Below are 19,489 nucleotides of genomic sequence, written 5' to 3'. Positions count from 1 at the left end.
TGAACGCTCGGGGCACGGACGAGCGATCGCTGAGAGCCCGGCCGGGTGGCGCGGGCGCTCGTCGCGCGCGCGACGGTCGCTCGCTGGGCGATCGACGCGGACGGATGCCGCGCCGCGATGTCAGCGGTCGAGGGCCGCGAAACGCTCGATGTCGCTGTTGGTGCCCGAGACGATGATGAGGTCGTGGTTGGTGACCACCGTGTTCGCCTCGGCATAGCGGAAGGGGCGTCCGGGGCTCTTCACCCCGACGACCGTGACGTTGTACTTGCTGCGGACGCCGGATTCGTTCAGCCCCACGCCGCGCACGAGCTTCGGCGGGTACATCTTCGCGAGCACGAAGTCGTCGTCGAAGCGGATGAAGTCGAGCATGCGCCCGCTGACGAGGTGCGCGACGCGCTCGCCGGCCTCGGCCTCGGGATAGATGACGTGGTTCGCGCCGACGCGGGCGAGGATCTTGCCGTGCGACTGCGACACCGCCTTCGCCCAGATCTGAGGCACCTTCAAGTCGACGAGGTTGGCGGTGATCAGCACCGACGCCTCGATCAGCGAACCGACCGCGACGACGGCGACCTGGAAGTCCTGCGCGCCAATCTGGCGAAGCGCGTCGATGTTGCGCGCGTCGGCCTGAACGGCGTGGGTGACGCGCTCCGACCACTTCTGCACGAGTTCGAGGTTGCCGTCGACGGCGAGCACCTCGCGGTCGAGGCGGTCGAGCTCTCCCGCGCAGGCCGCTCCGAACCGCCCGAGGCCGATGACCAGGACGGGGGCGTCGCTGCGGATGCGTTCAACCAACGATGGGCCTTTCCACGGGGAGCGCGTACAGCTGCGACCGCGATGATGCCGCCACGGCCGCGGCGAGTGTCACTGTACCAATGCGCCCCATGAACATCGTGGCGGCCATGACGTAGACCGCGGGATCGGGGAGTTCGGCGGTCAGCCCGGTCGACAGGCCCACCGTCGCGAAGCCCGAGACCACGTCGAACAGCACGTGCTCGATGGGGGCGTCGGTGATGCGGCTGATGGTCACCGTCGAGAGGGCGACGATCGTCGCCCCCCACGCGACCACCGAGAGCGCGACGCGCTGCACGTCGCTGGGAATGCGGCGTCCGAACGCCTGCACCGACGGGCGGCCCTTCGCCTCCGAGAAGACCGCGAGGGCCAGCACGGCGAGCGTGGTCACCTTGATGCCGCCGGCGGTGGATGCCGACCCCCCGCCGACGAACATGAGCATGGACCCGACGATCAGGGTCGCTCCGTTCAGGTCGCCGATGTCGATGACGCTGAATCCACCGGACCGCGTCATGGCCGACAGGAAGAACGCCTGGAACGTCGTGTCCCACGCATCCATGCTGCCGAATGTGAGGGGGTTGTCGTATTCCAGCAGCAGAATGACGCCGGCTCCGACGAAGAAGAGGACGACCGTGGTGATGATGGTGAGCTTGGCGTGGAGCGACCAGAGGCGGAACCGCCAGTAGTGCCGCCACAGCGTGAAGATGACGGGGAACCCGATCGACCCGAGAAAGACTCCGGCCATGAGCACGGTGAGCAGGAAGTAGTCCTGGGCGAACGGTGTCAGGCCATCCGCGTTCGGGATGAAGCCGGTGTTCGTGAACGCCATGGCCGCGTAGTACGGCGCCTCCCACAGGGCGACCAGGGGATGGATGCCGCCGATGATCAGCGAGGGGTAGATCAGCACGGCGAGAGCCGCCTCGATCACGAGCGTCGACAGGGCCACGGTCCGCAGCAGCTGGCCGACCTCGCCCAGACGCACGGTCTGCCCTTCGTTGACCGGACCGCCGTGCGCGCGCAGCGGATTGCTGTCGCCCGCGGCGATGAGCTTGGCCCGCAGTCCCAGGCGCTTGGAGATGACGAGTCCAAGGATGGATGCCAGCGTCAGCACCCCGAGGGCGCCCACGTTGACACCGATATAGGTGATGACGCGGCCGAGCGGCGACAGGTCGGAGTACATGTTGATCGTCGACAGGCCGGTGACGCAGATCGTGGACACCGCGGAGAAGAGGGCGTCGGCGAAGGGGATGCGCTGCCCGGTCGCCGACGCGGCCGGCAAGGAGAACAGCGCGGTGAACAGGGCGATGAGGGTCGCGAACACCAGGACGGCGAACCGAGCGGGCGATGCGGTCGTGAGGTTGCGCAGTCGATCCCATGCCTCGTGGGCGATGCGACGCACCCGCACCGGCAGTCGCGCCTCGTTCGGCGTCGCCGCCATGCGCCGCTCCTCTCGATGCCCGAACCCGAATCATGGTACTCGGGCCGGGGCGCGGCTAATCTGATGCCATGGCGGACATCTTCGACGTGATCGCTGACGGAACGCGTCGCGACATCCTTCAGCTGCTCCTCGACCGCGCGACCGGCGGCGAACGGGGGACCAGCGTCTCCCAGATCGTGGCGGCACTCGGCGTGAGCCAGCCGACGGTGTCGAAGCACCTCAAGGTGCTGCGCGAGGCCGAACTGGTCTCCGTCCGCGAGGAGGGACAGCACCGGTATTACAGCCTGGCCGTGGCCCCGCTCGATGAGGTCGACGACTGGCTCGTGCCGTTCTTCTCCATCGACGAAGACACCGAGCCCGCCCTCCCGGAGTCCGCCGTACACGCCGCCGAGGTCGTCGGCCGGGCCGCGGCATCCGTCAAGCACTCCTTCTCGACGGCGTTCCGCAAGCTCCCCGGTCGGTGAGCTCCGGAGGCCGTTCCATCGGCATCGGTAAAGCACATCCGTCACAGAGGGCGCATAGGTTTACAGCCGTCGCGCGCAGACTCTAGAGTGTGCTCAGCATCAGGAGGGTGACTTCACCCGGAACGAGGGGTGAGCGATGGCCGAGCTGCCGGACGTGCGGTTCCTGACGGTCGCCGAGGTCGCCGAGCTCATGCGCGTGTCGAAGATGACGGTGTACCGCCTCGTGCATGCCGGCGAGCTGCCGGCCGTGCGGTTCGGACGCAGCTATCGCGTGCCCGAATCGGCCGTCGTGGAGGCCGTGCAACGACCGGTGTCGGACGTCGGCTAGACTGATCCGAGGCTTTTTTCCGAACGCCTAGTGTTCCCGGGCGCCGACATCGGCACCCAGACCCCGACTTAGTGAGGTTTTCCGTGGGTTCTGTCATCAAGAAGCGCCGTAAGCGCATGGCGAAGAAGAAGCACCGCAAGCTGCTTCGCAAGACTCGTCACCAGCGCCGCAACAAGAAGTAACGCGGCCACCACACCGAGCGCCTGTCCGATGCGACGGGCGCTTCGTGTATCCGCGCGCGTCGTCGGCGCCCGTGGCATCCGTTCGTCTTCCCTGGAGGAGAGCATGCAGTCCATCTCTGTCCACGACCTTCACGCGGGACGCCAGCGTCCGCTCATCGACGTGCGGGAGGAGCACGAGTTCGCTGCGGGCCACGTACCCGGCGCCGTCAATCTACCGATGTCGACGATCGGCGAGCACCTGGACGAACTGCCGGGTGAGCCGTTCGACGTGATCTGCCAGGCCGGCGGTCGTTCGGCACGCGTCGTCGAGGCGCTCTCCGCGCGAGGCCACGACGCCACGAACGTCGAGGGCGGCACCGGCGAATGGATCGCCGCCGGGTACGACGTCGAATCCTGACACCTCCCGTCCTCCTAGGATGGGAGCGTGACGACCCTCACGCTCATCGGCAAGCCCGAGTGCCATCTGTGCGACGTGGCTGAGCAGATCGTGGAGAGCGTCGTCGACGGCCTCCCCGCCGAGGTGGCGGACCGCGTCGAGATCGAACACGCCTCGATCTCCGACGACCCCGCGCTCTTCGCGACGTGGTGGGAGAAGATCCCGGTCGTCCTCATCGACGGCGACCTGCACGCCCACTGGCGCGTATCGGCCGACCGTCTCCGTGCCGCGCTCCTGGCGGCAGACCCCGAAGGAGCCTCGTCGTGAGCATCCGTCACATCGTCCTGTGGAAACTCGCGGCCGACGACGCCGACACCCGTGCGCTGCACGCCGAGCAGATCTCGGAGCGCCTCCTGGCCTTGCGCGAGGTCATCGACGACATCTCGCACCTCGAGGTGGGACGCAACGTCGCCAACCCGCAGTCCAACTGGGACGTGGCGCTGGTCAGCGAGTTCGCCGACGTCGACGCGCTGGAGCGCTATCAGGTGCACCCGGCCCACCAGGAGGTCGCGGGCTTCGTTCGCTCTGTCGTCTCCGAGCGGTCCTGCGTCGACTACCCGTTCTGACCCGGGCATCCGCCGGCGGGGCCCGGCGGCGACGGTCGTCCGGCGGCTCTGACGGGCTCAGCCGAGCGGGCGCACCGTCGCCGGGACGGCGGCGAGGGCGATGCGGACGGCATCCCGGTCGTCGACCCGTTGGTCCGGAGCGTGCTCGACCACGACGCGACTGCCGTCGCTGGTGAGGACGGTCGACCGTCGCACGCTGCCCAGGAAGGTGGTCTCCTCGACGACGGCGTCCACGCCGGGTGCGTCCGGGCCGACGAGCATGACGTTCTCGGGTCGCACCACGACCTCGCAGTGTCCGTCGCGCGCGGACCCCGCGAGCGGGAGCTCCTGCCCCCACACCTCGACGACGACACCCTCGACGATGCCGGGCACCGCGCTGACCGGACCGAGCACGGCGGCGACGGCGGCGTCGTCGACACGCGCGTACACCTCGTCGGGACTGCCCTGGGCGACGATGCGACCGGCGTCCATCACGACGAGGTGGTCCGCGACCGCGGCGCCCTCGCTGGTGTCGCGCGTGGCCCAGAGCGTCGTCACGCCTCGCTCGCGGAGCTCCCGGACGAGACGGTCGCGCGTCTCGGCGCGCGCCGTCGTGTGCAGAGCAGCCAAGGCGTCGTCGAGCACCAGCGCCCGGGGCCGCGAGGCGAGGGCCCGGGCCACAGCCCAGCGCTGACGGTCGCCGTGGGAGAGGCGGTGAACGCTCTTGTGCGCGGTGGTGAGGCCGACGAGGTCGCACAGACGGTCGGCCTCGGCGTCGGGGTGGATGACGCCCGCCTGCCGGGCCGCGGCCACGATCGCCGCGCGGGCACGACCGAAACGTGCGACGGGCGTGCGGTCGCGCACCTCGGCGACCCGCGGTGCCGCGGGCCCCACCCGACCCTCGATCGTCACGGTGCCCGCGTCGGGCCGCTCGGCGCCGCTGACCAGCCGCAGAAGCGTCGAGGCGCCGCAGCCGGACGGGCCGACCAGGCCGACGATTCGACCGGGCGCGACGTCGAGGTCGATGTCGCTGAGGATGGTCGCCCCCGCGCGGTCGCGGCGGACGCCGCCCAGGGCTATGGTCCAGCCCGTGGGGCGCGGCGCGCCTCCCGATGGCGTATCCAGGGCGGTGACGGCGACCATGACCCGACGGTAGACAGCCCGGATGACACACGAACGCCCGGGGGGTGAACCCCGGGCGTCGTCGGGCCGAACCTTACGGGGCCAGGCGGGTCGGTCCGCGGAACAGGTAGGTGACCTCGCGGATGGAGGACTCGCCGAGAAGCAGCATCAGCACGCGGGCCAGGCCCATGCCGAAACCGCCGTGCGGGGGCGCACCGAAGCGGAAGAAGTCCAGGTAGAAGTCGAGGTGCTCGGGGTCGAGCCCCTTCTCCTTGGCCTGCTCGACGAGCACGTCGACGCGGTGCTCACGCTGGGCGCCCGTCGTGATCTCGACACCGTTGAAGAGCAGGTCGTACGACTTGGTGAGCCCGGTCTCCTCGTCGCGCATGTGGTAGAAGGCGCGGATCTCGGGGTGATAGTCCGTGATGAACACGAACTGGTGCCCGTAGGTCTCCTGCACGTGCGCCGCGATCTGGCGCTCGCCCTCCGGGTCGAGGTCGCCGTCGGTGCGGGGGATGTCGTAGCCGCGTGCGGCGACGATCTCACGGGCCTCGGCCAGCGGGATGCGCGGGAACGGCAGGCTCGGCACCTGGACCTCGAGGCCGAACAGCTCCTGGATCTCGGCCCCGTGCTTGTCGGCGACGGCCTGGAACGCGGTCTGGAGGAGCTCCTCCTGCATCCGCGCGACATCCTCGTGCGAGTCGATCCAGCTGATCTCGGCGTCGATCGAGGTGAATTCGGTGGCGTGGCGGCTCGTGAACGACGGGTCGGCCCGGAAGGCGGGAGCGATCTCGAAGATCTTGCCGAAACCGGCGACCTGGGCCATCTGCTTGAAGAACTGCGGGCTCTGCGCGAGGTAGGCCGTCTTGTCCTCGAAGTAGGGCACCTCGAACAGCTCGGCGTTGGACTCCGAGGGGGATGCCATGAGCTTCGGCGAGTGGACCTCGATGTAGTCGCGCTCGACCCAGTAGGTGCGCATCGCGTGCTCGAGCGTCGTCTGGACGCGGAAGATGAGGTTGTTGCGACGCTGGCGGAGGTCGAGGAAGCGCCAGTCCATGCGCTTGTCGGGGCTGCTGTCGAAGGCGATCGGTGTCTCGGGGTTGGCTGCGGCGGCGACGATCAGCTCGCCGACCTTGATCTCGACGCCGCCGAGCTTGACGCGCTCGTCGTGCTTGAGCTCGCCGCGCACCGTCAGGAAGGTGCCGGTGGCGAGAGCGCCGATCGTCTCGGTCAGCGCGAGGGCGGCGGCATCCTGCTCGATCTCCTCCGACGGACGCGTCGCCGGGTTGACCAGCTGCACGGCACCGGTCTCGTCGCGCAGGACGACGAACTGCACCTTCTTCTGATCGCGCACGGTTTCGACCCATCCCGACACCTCGACGGGGCCGGCGGGGAGGGATTTCAGCTGGTTGACCAGGACGCGTTCGCTCACGATCGACCAGTCTACGTGCGGGCGGTGACGCCCCCACGCGTCATCGTCCGGCGCCGGCCGTCAGTCCCGCCTTGACGTGCCGCTGGGCGGCGAGGATGACCACGAGGGCGGGCACGCTGGCGATGAGGGAGGCGGCCATCGTGGCGGCCCACGTGTTCAGGTTCGAATTGGACAGCGCGAGGATCAGCACCGACATCGGGTACATCTCGTTGCGGTTGACCAGGGTCAGTCCGAACAGCAGGTCGCCCCAGCTGAAGAGGAAGGCGAAGACGCCGGCCGTGACGATCGCGTTGCGCGAGAGCGGGACGACGATCCGCCAGAGCGTTCCGATCGGCCCCAGCCCGTCGACGGTGGCGGCCTCGATCACCTCGCTGTCGAGGCGCAGCATGAACGCGCGCATGACGATGACGGCGAACGGCACTCCGGCGGTGGAGTTGGCGAGGATGAGGCCGATGAAGGTGTTCAGCAGACCCCACGAGTTGAACATCGCGTAGAACGAGGTGGCGAGGACCACGCTCGGGATCATCTGCGCCAGGAGCAGCAGGATGAGGGCGATGCTCACGGCCCGCGAGCGCAGGCGGCTCAGCGCGTACGCCGCGGGGATGGACACCAGCAGGGTGACCAGGACCGAGCCGAGCGACACGAGGGTCGTGACCCGCAGGCCGCCGATCCCCGCGTCGTCGAGCGCCTTCTCGTATCCGCCGAGGCCGGGGGCGGTGGGGAACCACTGGGTGTCGGCGGAATTCGCCGCCGGCTGCAGCGAGGCCGAGACCATCCAGTACACCGGGAAGAGGTAGACCGCGAGGACGACGACGGTCACCACGGTCCACGTCCAACCGCGACGGCGACGACGCGGGGTCGGGGCGGCGGGGGCCGGGGCGACGACGGCGGGGGCTGCGGGCAGGGTGGCGGTCATTCGTCGCGCTCCCGACGGATCGACATGACGGTGTAGACGATGGCGAACAGCGCGCTGATGCCGAGCAAGAGCATGCCGTAGGCGCCGCCGAGACCGAACTGGAACTGCTGGAACGCCTGACGGTACGACAGCAGGCCCAGGGTGACGGTGCTGTTCGCCGGTCCTCCGGCGGTGAGGACGAGGACCAGGTCGACGATCAGCAGGGTGTAGACGACGCTCATCACCACCAGGACCGAGACGACGGGCCAGATGGTCGGAACGACGATCGCCGTCAGGCGCCGCCACGCGCCGGCGCCGTCGAGCTGGGCGGCCTCGAGCTGTTCGGCGGGGACCTGCTTGAGTGCGGCGCCGAGGATCGTCGCCCAGTACGGCAGGCTCGCCCACACGGCGACGACGATGACCGCGGGCAGTGCCGTCGCGGGATTGGCCAGCCACGCCTGGACGGGCACGCCGAGGGATGCCAGCACGTCGTTGATCGGCCCGTCGCCGGCCAGCAGCGACTTCCACACGGTCGCCACCACCACGGCCGGCAGCAGCCACGGCAGGAGGATGAGCGTCGGGAGCCACCGGCTGCCGGGGAATGTGCGGGCGAACAGCAGGGCCAGCAGCATCCCGAGCACCAGCTCGACGGCGACCGAGACGACGGTGATCGTGAGCGTGTTGGCGAGGGCGCGGAAGGTGACCGGCTCCGAGAGCACGGCCCCGAAGTTGGCCGTCCCCACGAACGGCGCCCGACCGGTGATGAAGGTGCCCGTCGTGAAGTTCGTCGTGCTCATGAACACGCCGTACCCGAGCGGGAAGAGGAAGAAGACGACGAAGAAGACCGTGGCGGGCGCGAGGAAGCCCCACAGCTCGCCGCGTCGGCGCGCGGCCAGAGAACGCCGGAACCGGCCGGGGGAGGCGTCCCCCGGCCGGCCGGTCGTCGTCGTGGCCGTCGTCACTGGCCGCCGGCCTGCTCCAGCGCGGCCTGGGCCGTCTGTCCGCCGACGGTCGCCGCCTGGATGGCGTCGACGTACTGCTGCTGCAGCGTGTTCCATTCGGTGCCCAGCTGCGCGGAGTTGTATGCGCCGTCGACGGCGTCCACGAAGGGAGCCGCGGCCGGCACCTGCTCGACGAAGGCGTCCTGCGCGCTCTGGAGCGCCGGGATGTACCCGCCCTGGACGGCCGTGTCGATCTGGTTCTCCTCCGAAGCGCGGCACTTCACCAACTCCGCGGCGGCCGCTTCCTTCTTCGCATCCGCGTTGGCCGCGACGCCGTAGGCGTAGCCGAGCAGATTGACCTGCGGCGTTTCGCCGCTCGTGGCGGTGGGGAAGGGGAAGGTGCCGTACTCGAACGGGATCGAGGTGTCGACGAGGTTCCACGGGCCGGACACCGTCAGCGCCGCGGCGCCCGACGTCCACTGGTCGATCGACTCCCAGCCCCAGTTCACGAACTCGGAGGAGAGCGAGCCGTCGTCGACGAGCTTCTTGTAGAGGTCGACCGCCTCGACCGCGCCGGTGCCGGTCGGCTCGGCGGGGTCGCCGCCCGCGGAGAGGAGGAACGGCAGGAAGTACACCGGCGTTGAGCCGTCGCCGCCGATGCCGGGCAGGACGATGCCCTTCTGCGTGTCGGTGGTCAGCGACTTCGCCAGCGCCTCCAGGTCGGCGAAGGTCTTCGGCGCGGTCTCGGGGACGCCGGCCGCGGCGAACGCGGCCTTGTTGTAGAAGATCGCGTAGTCCTCGACCTGAACGGGCAGGCCGTAGAGCGTTCCGTCGTAGCGGCCGAGGTCGGCAGCGCTGTCGGCGAGGCCGTCGGTCGAGACGTCGTACGAGCCCAGGTCGGCGAGCACGCCCTGCGAGGCCAACTGCGGCAGCTGCGTGTCGGTCGAGAGCAGGGCGACGTCGGGGAGGGCTCTGGCGCCCGCGGCCTGGAGGAGCTTGGTGGTGTAGTCGCCCGACTGGGTCTGGACGTCGACCGTGATGCCCAGGTCGGCCGCGCACGACTCGAAGTACTGCTTCTGCAGCCCCTGGTAGGGCTCGAAGTCGATGTTGTTCCACACGGTCAGCGAGACGCCCTCGAAGCCGTCGCCGGACGAGGTGGCCGTCTGGCCGCCGGAGCAGGCGGTGAGGGCGAGGGCGGCGGCGATGCCCACCGCGGGCAGCGCGACGCGTCGCAGCCGCTGAGACGAAGAAGCCATGCTGTGTCCGTTCCCGACGACGCCGACGGCGCCGATCGACCTGTGCTGTGAGGACGCGGGTCGGGGCCGCCCACGTCATCCCTCACTCTGGGCTCTGAACGTGACGAACAGACAACAGGCGTGTCACGTGATGTAACACCACGCCGTGTCGCCGGACGCGACGGGGCAGGGTGAGAGCATGGCATCCCCTTCCTCGCCCGTCGTCCGCCGCGTCCTCGTGGACACCGACACCGGTCTCGACGACGCGCACTCCCTGATGTACCTGCTGGCCCAGCCCGACGTCGAGATCGAGGCGATCACGACCATCTACGGCAACACGCCCGTGGAGGACTCCGCGCGCAACGTCCGAACGGTGCTGCGGCTCGCCGGACGCGAGGACATCCCGCTGCACCTCGGCGAGGCGGCGCCGATCGAGGGAGCTGCGTCGATCGCCGACTTCGTGCACGGCACCGACGGACTCGGCGACCGCTTCGACCGTGCCGAGCTGCGCGTCGAGGACGAGAGCGCGGTGGATGCCATCGTGCGCATCGCCGCGGAGAACCCCGGCGAGGTCGATCTGCACCCGCTCGGACCGCTCACCAACATCGCCCGCGCGCTCGAGCGCGATCCCGACCTGTTCCTCAAGTACCGCTCGGTCGTGATCATGGGCGGGGCGGGCCCGTACCCGGCTCCGGGCGGGGCGACCCTGACCGACGCCAACACGGCGAACGACCGTCGCGCGGCCGAGATCGTGTTCGGCGCACGCAACAGCGGCAATGTCGTGATGGTCGGCGTCAACGTCACCGCCCAGGCGATCCTCGACGAGCACGTCCTCGCGGTGCTGCGGGGGACCGGCACGCCGTGGGCGACGTTCGCCGGCGAGGTGCTAGACGCCTACAACGACTTCTACCAGTACAAGTGGGGCCGCCGGATCTCGTCGGCCCACGATGGTCTCGCCACCGTCGTGCTGCACCGGCCCGAGATCGTCACCGGCTGGATCGAGGGACCGGTGGACTACACCCCCTACGCGGACTCGCTCGCGACCCGCATCGCGCTGACGAACGACGGACTGCCGCTGGCGTGGGGCACCCCGGAGGGGCCGACGATCCGGGCGGTCACCTCGTTCGACAAGACGGAGTTCCTGCGCCGCTTCGTGCAGGCGCTGTCGACGGGCCCGGCGCCTCGGGGCTGATTCGGCGCCCGGCCCGCCTCTCCCTTTCGGGCGGCCCTCAGACCGGCGCGGTCGTCCCCTCGTAGGCGGGGGCGGCCGCCCAGCGGACGCGTCCGCCGACGACGGTGAGGGAGGCTTCGGCGGGCCCTGTCTCCACAAGTTCGGCGAGGACGTCGCGGGGAGTCGCGCTCGCCGCGGGGAAGACCGCCAGATCGGCGCGCGCGCCCGGACGCAGCGCGCCGGTGTCGTCGAGGCCCAAGGCATGCGCGCCCCCGGCGGTCGCGGCGGCGAAGAGACGCTCGTGCAGGTCGCCGTCGGCATAGCCCTGGGCGCGGGCGATGTCGTGCAGCGCCGCGACGTCGTGCCAGGGCGAGAGGCTCGGCGAGGACGAGAGCGAGTCCGTGCCCACCGCGATCGCATTGCCCTCGCGCAGGTAGGCCGCGACCGGCGGCGGTTCCAGGCCGATCACGCCGTTGGACCGCGGGCACAGCGCCACGCTTACGCCGCGCGCGCGCAGCAGCGCCCGGTCGTCGGCATCCACGTAGATGCCGTGCGCGAGGTGCGTGGACGGGGTCAGGGCGCCGAGACCGTCGAGGTAGCGGATGACGCCCGTGCCGACGCCCCCGTCGGACAGGAGCGCGAACTCGCCGCGACCGTTGGCGCGCCACCTCTCGGCGAGGTCGCCCGTGCCGGTGCGCACGTAGGCGTCCTCCCAGGCGGACTCGGCGGCGTGGATGTGCTGACGGACGCCGAGGTCTCGCGCGAGACGCGACAAGTCGCGGATGACTCCGGTGTCGAGGGAGTACACGGCGTGGGGCGAGAGGCCGGTCGCGGGGACCGAGGGCAGAGCGGCGAGCTGAGCGCGGACGCGCTGCTCCCCGCCGTCGGCCCAGGTGCGGTCGGTGTAGCCGAGTACCTCCCAGAACGCGATGCCGTAGAGCCCCGCATCGTGCACGGCGCTTCCGGCTGCGGCATCCGTGACGATCTCCGCGACGGCCGTGGTGCCCGAGCGCAGCGCGAGAGCTGCTCCCGCGGCGGCCGAGGCGCTCCAGTCGCGGGGGAGGGGGTACAGCGCCATGAACGCGCTCATCCAGGCTTCGAAGCCGCTGTGCTGCGCGGTGCCCACCTCGGCCATGTCGCTGTACTGCAGGTGGGTGTGGGCGTTCACGAGCCCGGGGGTGAGGACTCCGCGGTGCTCGTGGACGACGGTCGCCGCCGGGTCGAGCCCGGACAGGACGGTGTCGGCCGGCCCAACGGCGGTGATCAGGCCGTCGGCGACGGCGACCGCGCCATCGGCGAGGGCCTCCCGGCCGGCCGACAGCACGACGGGGGCGCGGTGGACGACGACGCTCACTCGTCGGCCTCCTCGGTGTTCCAGGCGGCGAGGAAGGCCCGCTGGGCCGCCGAGGGGACGTCGAGCGCACCGCCGAAGGAGGCGAGGGCGATCGCCGCGACCTCGTCGTCGGCGGCCCGTGGGAGCTCGTGAACGCCCGGGGCGAGGTCGCGTTCGGTGAGCAGGTGCGCGACCGAGGCGAGCTGGACGCCGAATGACAGGTCCATGATCTCGACGGGGTTGCCCTCCGCGGCGCTGACGTTGAGGCAGTTGCCGTCGTCGAGCACGCGCACCTCGGTGCCGCTCGGCATCCGCAGGACCGACACGGCCCCGTCGCGCGAGACCTCGACCGCGCCGGCGGCCTGGGCTGCGTCGAGCGCGATCTCCTGCCCGACGCCCCCGCCGACGGCGACGATCGCCCCGTGGGGGAGGGCGTCGAGGTGGGCGACGTCGATCGTGTGCCGGATGCCGGTGGCCGAGATGACGACGTCGGCGGCGCGGACGGCCTCGGCGAGCGGACGCACCTCGTAACCGGCGAAGGCGGCCTGGAGCGCCGCGACCGCGTCGGTCTCGGTGACGACGACGCGCGCGCCGAGCGCCGCGCAGTGCTGCGCGATACCGGTCCCGACGCGACCGAAACCCACCACGACGACGGTCGCGCCGCGCAGGGATCGATCGGCCACGTCGGCGACGGCGAAGACCACCGACTGGCCCGTACCGTGCATGTTGTCGAACAGCGACTTGGAACGGGCATCGTTCGCGGCGACGACCGGGATGCGCAGGGCGCCGTCGGCTTCCATCCGGCGCAGCGGACGCACTCCGGAGGTGGTCTGCTCCGTCGCGCCGTACATCTCGGCCACCACGTCGGGACGCGCGAGGTGGGCGAGGCGGATCGTGGAGGCGCCGTCGTCGACGATCACCTGAGGTCGATGCGCGAGGAGGGCCAGCGCGTTGTCGCGGTCCTCGACGCGATCGGCCGCTTCGCGGGCGTAGACGGGGATGCCCGCGTGCGCGAGGGCCGCTGCGACCGCGTCGTCGGTGTTGCGCCCCGCGGAGGTGACGACCACCTCGGCCCCGGCCTCGGCGAGCACGAGGGCGACGGTCGCGGTCTTCGGCTCGAGCACGTCGGAGACCCCGACTCTGATGCCGTCGACCGTCCCCTCCCGGCGGAGTCGCGCGCCGAGCTCCGCGGTGACCGGCATGTGGGCCCGCGCCCAGTCGATGCGGTCGAGCCCCGCGCGCCATAGCCCCGCATCGGCGATGCGGCCGCTCACGGGGTCACCGCCTCGGCGAAGACGCCGCGCGCGTCGTCGGGTCCGCCGTCGACGATCAGAGCGGCCACGAGCGCGTCGAGCAGACGGCGCTGCGCGCTCGTCGGCGCCTCGGTGTCGGTGGGCAGCGGGGAGGGCATCTCCACGAGCGATCCTTTCGCGATCGAGCGCACGTGCGGGCGCGGGGACGGAGCGTCCGCGGCATCCACGGGGCGGGGCGAGGCGTCGGCGACCAGGCCCTCGAGCGCGGTGGCGACGAGCCCATCGTGGCCGAGGCCCGTCAAGAGCGTGGCGTGGACGAGTGCGCGGGGGGCGTCGGTCCGCTCGACCCGCAGCCCGTCGAGGACCGCCTCGAGGCGTTCGACGGGGTCGTCCGTGGCGCGAACGACCCCCGCTCCGAGGCGGCGCAGCAGCGCGGTCAGCGCGCCGGCGAGCGGCCCGTCGCCGACGACGCGCACGGTGCTCCCCGCGAGTGTCAGATTCGTGCGCGCCGAGAGGGCCCGCACCACCTGCTCGGCGCGGAGTCGGCTGTACAGGATGCCGAACACCCGCGACGCGAGCGGATCGGGCGCCCCCGGATCGTGCACGACGTCGGCGCCCAGCTCGGCGGCGATCGCCGCGCGCCAGGTCGGGGCGAGGGCGGGGAGAGCTCCACCGTAGGGGAGGGCCCGGGCATCGAGCGTGCGGGCGCCGAGCAGGCGTCTCGTCAGGGGGAGGGCGTCGACGAGCGGGGAGGCGGGGGTGGGCTGTGAGGACGACACGGCACGAACGTAGGGCGCGAAGGCGGCGCGGCGCCAATCCGGGACGCGGCCTCCCTAAGATGGCGCTCGTGACGTTCTCCCTCCCCCCGGAGTCGTTCCGGACGCTGCGGCCGGAACCGCGCTCGCGCGCGGCACGGCCCTGGGACGTCGCGCTCACGGTCGTGCTCCTCGTGCTGCTGCCCCTGCTGGCATTGGCCGCGACGTACGCGGGGGTGCTGCTGGCCTTCGCCGCCGACGCGTGCGGGTCGCAGACGTGCGACACGGGTCTGATGAACCTCGGGTACTGGATCGCCGTCATCGCGCCGTGGGTGATCCTCGCGATCGGCGTGGTCGTCGCGATCGTCCGTCTCGTGCGTCATCGTCTGGCGTTCTGGGTGCCCCTCGTCGCGATCGTGTCGATGGTCGCCGCGTGGTTCGTCGCCGCGGCTTTCGTCGGCGCCGGGGTCTCGGCATCCTGAACCGCTCGGGGGCAACCCCCAGGAACGGCGCCTGACCGGGCCGTAGCCTGACTCGTGGGCGCCCGCACGGGCGGCCGATCACCGAGCGCGAAGGCACCCGATGACCGACGTCACCCTCTCCCTCTCCCCGCTGCGCGCCGGTTCCGGCTCGACGGAGGGCCAGTCCTGGCTCACCTCGCTCGCCGACTGGACCGTGTCGCTCATGGAGGTCATCGGGCCGGTGGGCGCCGGTGTCGCGATCGCCCTCGAGAACCTGTTCCCGCCTCTGCCCAGCGAGGTCGTGCTGCCGATGGCCGGGCTCACCGCCAGTCGCGGCTCGTTCACGCTCTTCGAGGCGCTGCTGTGGACGACGCTCGGCTCGATCGTCGGAGCCTTCGCGCTCTACGGACTCGGCCGCTGGCTCGGCGCCGCGCGCCTGCGCGCCTTCGCCGCGAAGATGCCGCTGCTGCACCCCGAAGACGTCGACCGCACGGTCGCGTGGTTCGAGCGGCACGGGGGCAAGGCCGTGTTCTTCGGGCGCATGATCCCGATCTTCCGCAGCCTCATCAGCATCCCCGCGGGCGTCGCGAAGATGCCGCTCTGGCGCTTCGGGCTCCTCACCGGCGCAGGCAGCCTCATCTGGAACACGATCTTCGTGCTCGCCGGGTACCTGCTCGGCGAGAACTGGCACATCGTCGAGGAGTACGCCTCGATCCTCCAGTACATCGTGATCGCCGCGGTCGGCATCGGGGTGGCGTGGTTCCTGTACTCGCGCGTGCGCTCGCTGCTCGCTGCGCGCAAAGACGCCTGACCCGGCGGGATATCTCCACGTCGAGGCAACCGGCATCCGGACTCAGTCAGACCACAGAACCCGCGCCTAGACTGGGATCGTGCCCGCCGATCGCCTTCATCTCGTGCGCCACGGAGAGGTGTACAACCCCCGTCGCGTGCTCTACGGTCGGCTCCCCGGGTTCGGCCTGAGCGTCGACGGTCGGCGCATGGCGCGGCAGGCGGCCGAGTACGTCCAGAGCCTCGAGCGGCCGGTGAGCGCCCTCGTGGTCTCGCCGTTGCAGCGCACGCGCGAGTCGGCCGAACCCTTCGTCGAGCTGTTCGGCGCCGGGCCGTTCATCGACGACCGGGTGATCGAGCCCACCAACGTCTTCGAGGGGCGCCGCATGAAGCAGGCGCTCGCCAACCCCCTCAACTGGCGTCACCTGAGCCGCCCCGCCGTCCCCAGCTGGGGCGAACCGTACGAGCGCATCGTCGCCCGCATGGTGGCGGCGATGGATGACGCCTGGAACCGCGTGCCCTCGGGCGACGTCGTCGTCGTCTCGCACCAGCTCCCCATCTGGGTGACCCACCTCGCCCTGTCCCACCAGCCCACCCGCCACGACCCGCGCAAGCGACGCTGCGAACTGTCGAGCGTGACGAGCTTCGAACGGCGCGAGGGCGCCGGTGGTCCGCGGTTCGTCGAGGTGGCGTACGCAACGCCGGCATCCACCGCCGGCGCCGTCGACGTAGGAGCCGTGTGATGCGCCGAATCCTCTCCGCGGCCGGGGCCGTCCTCGCCTCCGCTGCGCTCATCGCGGGTCTCGCAGCCTGCAGCGCCGACCCGCTCGCCGACCAGTACCGCGCCGGCGACAACAAGGGCTACATCGCCGCGAACGGCTTCCAGACCAAGGAGATCGCCGCCGACCAGCGCGGCGAGCCCGTGGAGTTCTCCGGCACGCTGGACAACGGCTCCGCCGTGTCCGACGCCGACTTCGACGGCAAGGTGCTCGTCGTGAACTTCTGGTACGCCACCTGCGGGCCCTGCATCATCGAGGCCCCCCGCCTCGAGCAGGCCTACCAGAGCTTCGAGGGGCAGGACGTTGCCTTCCTCGGCATCAACACCTACGACCAGCCGGCGACGGCCCTGTCGTTCGCGCGCGACCACGAGGTGTCGTACTCCAGCGCGATGGCCGTCGACGACGCCCAGCTCAAGCTCGCGTTCAGCAAGGCGACCCCGCTGAACGCCACGCCCACCACCCTCGTGCTCGACAAGCAGGGCCGCGTCGCCGCCCGCATCGTCGGGGAGCTGCCCGAAGCCTCGATCCTCGAGGCGATCGTGCGCACGCTCGTGGCGGAGAGCGTGTGAACCCCGGCGCCCTCGTCTTCGACGGCGCGCTGTGGGTGGCCGTCCCCATCGCGCTCGCGGCCGGTCTCATCTCGTTCCTCTCTCCGTGTGTGCTGCCTCTCGTGCCCGGCTACCTCGGGTACATCGGCGGTGCCGTCGCGCCGCGCGGGGGCTCGGCATCCGGGCCCGGTCGCGGGAGACTGCTCGGCGGCACCCTGCTGTTCATCGCGGGGTTCACCGTCGTGTTCATGGCCGTGAACGTGCTCGGCGGCACCCTCGGGCGCTTCTTCCTCGAGTACGCCGACGTCATCACGCGCGTCATGGGCGTGGTCATCATCCTGATGGGCCTGGTGTTCATCGGGCTGTTCGGGCTCGCGCAGCGATCGGTGCGGATGCAGTCGCGCGGCAACCTGGGGCTGATCGGCGCTCCGCTGCTGGGCATCGCCCTCGGCATCGGCTGGACGCCCTGCATCGGGCCCACGCTCGCGGCGATCATCTCGGTGTCGTACAACCTCGGAGACCCTGGCCGGGCGGCGCTGCTCGGGCTGATGTACTCGCTGGGCCTCGGCATCCCCTTCCTGCTTCTCGCCCTCGGATTCGGGTGGGCGACGAAGTCCGTGGCGTTCGTGCGAAAGCACATCCGCGTCGTGAACCTCATCGGGGGAGCGCTGCTGATCGTCCTCGGCCTGCTGATGGTCACGGGGCTCTGGGGTCAGTGGATGTCGGCCCTGCAAGGGGTGATGGGCAATGTCCAACTCCCGCTCTGATCAAGGGAACACGATGACCGACCCGCTGCGTCCGTCCGACCACGCCGACTCCGCGTCCGACGAGGTCACCCAGCCGCGCCTCGGCATCGTGGGATGGCTGCGGTGGGGATGGCGGCAGCTGACCAGCATGCGCACGGCCCTCGTGCTGCTGCTCCTGCTGGCGATCGCCGCCGTACCGGGCTCGCTCGTGCCGCAGCGCAGTGCCGACCCCAACGGCGTCACCCAGTACTTCACCGACAACCCCGACCTCGCGCCGGTGCTCGACAAGCTCAGCCTGTTCGACGTGTACACCTCGCCCTGGTTCTCGGCGATCTACCTGCTGCTGTTCATCTCGTTGATCGGCTGCGTGCTGCCGCGCACGAAGCACCACTGGAAGGCACTGCGTTCGCAGCCGCCGCGCACGCCCGCACGCCTGTCGCGCCTGGACGACCACCGCACCCGCACGATCGCGGTCGACGCGGAGGCGGATGCGGATGCCGTGGCAGCGGCCGCCGTCGAGAGCGCGGCCGCGCAGCTGCGCAGGAGCGGCTACCGGGTGGCGCGCTACGACGGACGCGGGTCGTTCTCGGTGTCGGCGGAACGCGGGTACCTCCGCGAGACCGGCAACCTGCTGTTCCACGGTGCGCTGGTCGGCGTGCTGATCGCCGTCGGCGTCGGTGGGGGCTTCACCTACACCGGCCAGCGGGTGCTCGTCGAGGGCCAGGCCTTCGCCAACAGCCTGCTCGACTACTCCTCGTTCAATCCGGGTCGTTTCGTCGGCGGCGACACCCTCACGCCGTACTCGATGACGCTCGACAAGTTCGACGTCACCTACGTCCCCCCCGGGCAGCCGGGCTCGGGCCAGGCCGGCGACTTCGTGGCCCACGTCACGACGCAGGCCCCCGGAGGCGACGCGCAGGACGGCGAGGTGCGCGTGAACCACCCGCTCGATGTGCAGGGCGACCGCGTCTACCTGCTCGGCAACGGCTACGCCCCGACCGTCACGATCCGCGACGCCGACGGCAACGAGGTCTTCCACGACTCGGTCGCCTTCCTCCCGCAGGATGCCAACATGACCTCGCTCGGCGTCATCAAGGTCGCCGACGGACTTCCCGAGCAGCTCGGCCTGCTCGGCTTCTTCTACCCGACGATGGACGTGCTGCCCTCGGGCGCCCTCACCTCCACGTACGGCGCGCTCGAGTACCCGACCCTGACGCTGCGCGTGTATGAGGGCGACCTGGGGATCGACGACGGCACGCCCCGCTCGGTCTACACGCTCGACCCGTCGGGCATGACGCAGATCGCCGGCGGCGACAGCGGCACCCCCGCCATCCAGCTCATGCCCGGGCAGACCGAGGATTTGCCCAACGGCCTCGGCACCATCACGTTCGAGAACGAGGCGCCCGCCGGAGCCGTCGGCTACGAAGGGTCGGTCAAGCGCTTCGCCTCGTTGTCGATCCACCGCGACCTCGCCGGACCCTGGGTGCTCGCTTTCGCCCTGCTGGCGCTGCTCGGCCTTCTCGCCGCGCTGTTCGTCCCGCGCCGACGCATGTGGGTCAAGGCCACGGCGCAGGGCGGGACCGTTCTCGTCGAGTACGCCGGACTCGCCCGTGGCGAAGATCCGACGCTCGCCGTGGCCGTCGACCAGCTCGCCGAGAAGCATGGCGGGTCGCTGCCCGGCGCGGCCGGTTCCGCTGCGGCATCCGCGCGGCCGGTGGGCGCTGCCGCAGACGACTCCGCCGCGGCATCCACGCGGCCGGTGGGCGGTGCCGGCGACGACTCCGCCGCGGGCGCGGCACCCACGACCCCTCCCCAGAGCCACCCCGACACCGGAAAAGTAGACTGAC

The 19,489-nt window shown here is 70.9% G+C and carries 23 protein-coding genes; 13 read left to right on the top strand and 10 right to left on the bottom strand.

Annotated features, from left to right (window positions below; translation table 11 throughout):
• Positions 1-120: 120 nt before the first annotated feature.
• Positions 121-792 carry a potassium channel family protein gene (locus B0B15_RS14955; protein ID WP_076677413.1) on the bottom strand — a complete coding sequence of 224 codons (672 nt, stop codon included), beginning with the start codon at positions 790-792 and terminating at the stop codon, positions 121-123.
• Positions 785-2,227, bottom strand: a complete 1,443-nt coding sequence (locus tag B0B15_RS14950) for a TrkH family potassium uptake protein (RefSeq protein WP_091366500.1) — start codon at positions 2,225-2,227, stop codon at positions 785-787. The genes B0B15_RS14955 and B0B15_RS14950 overlap by 8 nt, the downstream gene beginning before the upstream one ends.
• 68 nt (positions 2,228-2,295) lie before the next feature.
• Here B0B15_RS14950 and B0B15_RS14945 point away from each other — a divergent pair, with 68 nt between their 5' ends.
• From B0B15_RS14945 to B0B15_RS14920, 6 genes are all read left to right on the top strand, one after another.
• Entirely contained in the window at positions 2,296-2,691 is a 396-nt protein-coding gene (locus tag B0B15_RS14945) for an ArsR/SmtB family transcription factor (RefSeq protein ID WP_076677411.1), read from the top strand.
• Between the two features lie 136 nt (positions 2,692-2,827).
• A complete protein-coding gene (locus B0B15_RS14940) occupies positions 2,828-3,019 on the top strand; it encodes a helix-turn-helix domain-containing protein (RefSeq protein ID WP_076677409.1) in 192 nt (63 codons plus the stop codon).
• Between the two features lie 83 nt (positions 3,020-3,102).
• Positions 3,103-3,201, top strand: coding sequence for a 30S ribosomal protein bS22 (locus tag B0B15_RS14935; RefSeq protein WP_003792170.1), 99 nt, complete (start codon positions 3,103-3,105; stop codon positions 3,199-3,201).
• Positions 3,202-3,304: 103 nt separating this feature from the next.
• Positions 3,305-3,598, top strand: a complete 294-nt coding sequence (locus B0B15_RS14930; protein ID WP_076677407.1) for a rhodanese-like domain-containing protein — start codon at positions 3,305-3,307, stop codon at positions 3,596-3,598.
• Positions 3,599-3,625: 27 nt separating this feature from the next.
• Positions 3,626-3,904, top strand: coding sequence for a glutaredoxin family protein (locus B0B15_RS14925; RefSeq protein ID WP_076677405.1), 279 nt, complete (start codon positions 3,626-3,628; stop codon positions 3,902-3,904).
• Positions 3,901-4,203 carry a Dabb family protein gene (locus tag B0B15_RS14920; protein ID WP_076677403.1) on the top strand — a complete coding sequence of 101 codons (303 nt, stop codon included), beginning with the start codon at positions 3,901-3,903 and terminating at the stop codon, positions 4,201-4,203. Before B0B15_RS14925 ends, B0B15_RS14920 begins: the two co-directional genes overlap by 4 nt.
• 57 nt (positions 4,204-4,260) lie before the next feature.
• Here the strand turns inward: B0B15_RS14920 and B0B15_RS14915 are convergent, their stop codons facing one another.
• From B0B15_RS14915 to B0B15_RS14895, 5 genes are all read right to left on the bottom strand, one after another.
• A complete protein-coding gene (locus B0B15_RS14915; protein WP_076677401.1) occupies positions 4,261-5,325 on the bottom strand; it encodes an ATP-binding cassette domain-containing protein in 1,065 nt (354 codons plus the stop codon).
• Between the two features lie 73 nt (positions 5,326-5,398).
• Entirely contained in the window at positions 5,399-6,736 is a 1,338-nt protein-coding gene (gene aspS / locus B0B15_RS14910; protein WP_076677399.1) for an aspartate--tRNA(Asn) ligase, read from the bottom strand.
• Between the two features lie 40 nt (positions 6,737-6,776).
• The gene (locus B0B15_RS14905; protein WP_076677396.1) at positions 6,777-7,652 is read right to left on the bottom strand and encodes a carbohydrate ABC transporter permease; all 876 of its coding nucleotides are present in this window, start codon (positions 7,650-7,652) and stop codon (positions 6,777-6,779) included.
• On the bottom strand, positions 7,649-8,593 hold the full coding sequence (locus B0B15_RS14900) for a carbohydrate ABC transporter permease (protein WP_176776640.1): 945 nt from the start codon (positions 8,591-8,593) through the stop codon (positions 7,649-7,651). The genes B0B15_RS14905 and B0B15_RS14900 overlap by 4 nt, the downstream gene beginning before the upstream one ends.
• Positions 8,590-9,828: a sugar ABC transporter substrate-binding protein gene (locus B0B15_RS14895; RefSeq protein ID WP_076677394.1), complete on the bottom strand. Its 1,239-nt coding sequence runs from the start codon at positions 9,826-9,828 to the stop codon at positions 8,590-8,592. Before B0B15_RS14895 ends, B0B15_RS14900 begins: the two co-directional genes overlap by 4 nt.
• A 178-nt stretch (positions 9,829-10,006) precedes the next feature.
• Here B0B15_RS14895 and B0B15_RS14890 point away from each other — a divergent pair, with 178 nt between their 5' ends.
• Positions 10,007-10,999 carry a nucleoside hydrolase gene (locus B0B15_RS14890; protein ID WP_076677392.1) on the top strand — a complete coding sequence of 331 codons (993 nt, stop codon included), beginning with the start codon at positions 10,007-10,009 and terminating at the stop codon, positions 10,997-10,999.
• Positions 11,000-11,036: 37 nt separating this feature from the next.
• Here the strand turns inward: B0B15_RS14890 and B0B15_RS14885 are convergent, their stop codons facing one another.
• The 3 genes from B0B15_RS14885 to B0B15_RS16575 are packed head-to-tail and all read right to left on the bottom strand — an operon-like array spanning position 11,037 to position 14,343.
• On the bottom strand, positions 11,037-12,332 hold the full coding sequence (locus B0B15_RS14885) for an amidohydrolase family protein (protein ID WP_076677390.1): 1,296 nt from the start codon (positions 12,330-12,332) through the stop codon (positions 11,037-11,039).
• Entirely contained in the window at positions 12,329-13,585 is a 1,257-nt protein-coding gene (locus tag B0B15_RS16580; RefSeq protein ID WP_076677388.1) for an adenosylhomocysteinase, read from the bottom strand. Before B0B15_RS16580 ends, B0B15_RS14885 begins: the two co-directional genes overlap by 4 nt.
• A complete protein-coding gene (locus B0B15_RS16575; RefSeq protein WP_076677386.1) occupies positions 13,582-14,343 on the bottom strand; it encodes a hypothetical protein in 762 nt (253 codons plus the stop codon). Before B0B15_RS16575 ends, B0B15_RS16580 begins: the two co-directional genes overlap by 4 nt.
• A gap of 68 nt (positions 14,344-14,411) precedes the next feature.
• Between B0B15_RS16575 and B0B15_RS16570 the strand changes: the two genes are divergently transcribed.
• The 6 genes from B0B15_RS16570 to B0B15_RS14845 all read left to right on the top strand — a co-directional run bounded on the left by B0B15_RS16570 (position 14,412) and on the right by B0B15_RS14845 (position 19,488).
• On the top strand, positions 14,412-14,801 hold the full coding sequence (locus B0B15_RS16570) for a DUF6264 family protein (protein WP_176776641.1): 390 nt from the start codon (positions 14,412-14,414) through the stop codon (positions 14,799-14,801).
• 100 nt (positions 14,802-14,901) lie between these two features.
• Entirely contained in the window at positions 14,902-15,591 is a 690-nt protein-coding gene (locus B0B15_RS14865) for a DedA family protein (RefSeq protein ID WP_083709071.1), read from the top strand.
• Positions 15,592-15,670: 79 nt separating this feature from the next.
• Positions 15,671-16,312, top strand: coding sequence for a histidine phosphatase family protein (locus tag B0B15_RS14860; protein ID WP_076677384.1), 642 nt, complete (start codon positions 15,671-15,673; stop codon positions 16,310-16,312).
• On the top strand, positions 16,312-16,917 hold the full coding sequence (locus B0B15_RS14855) for a TlpA family protein disulfide reductase (RefSeq protein WP_076677382.1): 606 nt from the start codon (positions 16,312-16,314) through the stop codon (positions 16,915-16,917). Before B0B15_RS14860 ends, B0B15_RS14855 begins: the two co-directional genes overlap by 1 nt.
• Positions 16,914-17,663, top strand: a complete 750-nt coding sequence (locus B0B15_RS14850; RefSeq protein ID WP_076677380.1) for a cytochrome c biogenesis CcdA family protein — start codon at positions 16,914-16,916, stop codon at positions 17,661-17,663. Before B0B15_RS14855 ends, B0B15_RS14850 begins: the two co-directional genes overlap by 4 nt.
• A 13-nt stretch (positions 17,664-17,676) precedes the next feature.
• Positions 17,677-19,488 carry a cytochrome c biogenesis protein ResB gene (locus B0B15_RS14845; protein WP_076677378.1) on the top strand — a complete coding sequence of 604 codons (1,812 nt, stop codon included), beginning with the start codon at positions 17,677-17,679 and terminating at the stop codon, positions 19,486-19,488.
• The last annotated feature ends 1 nt before the right edge of the window (position 19,489 follow it).

It is taken from the genome of Microbacterium sp. RU1D (assembly GCF_900156435.1).
In the GTDB taxonomy this organism is placed as follows: Bacteria; Actinomycetota; Actinomycetes; order Actinomycetales; family Microbacteriaceae; genus Microbacterium.
This window is presented reverse-complemented; position numbering and strand designations above follow the sequence as displayed.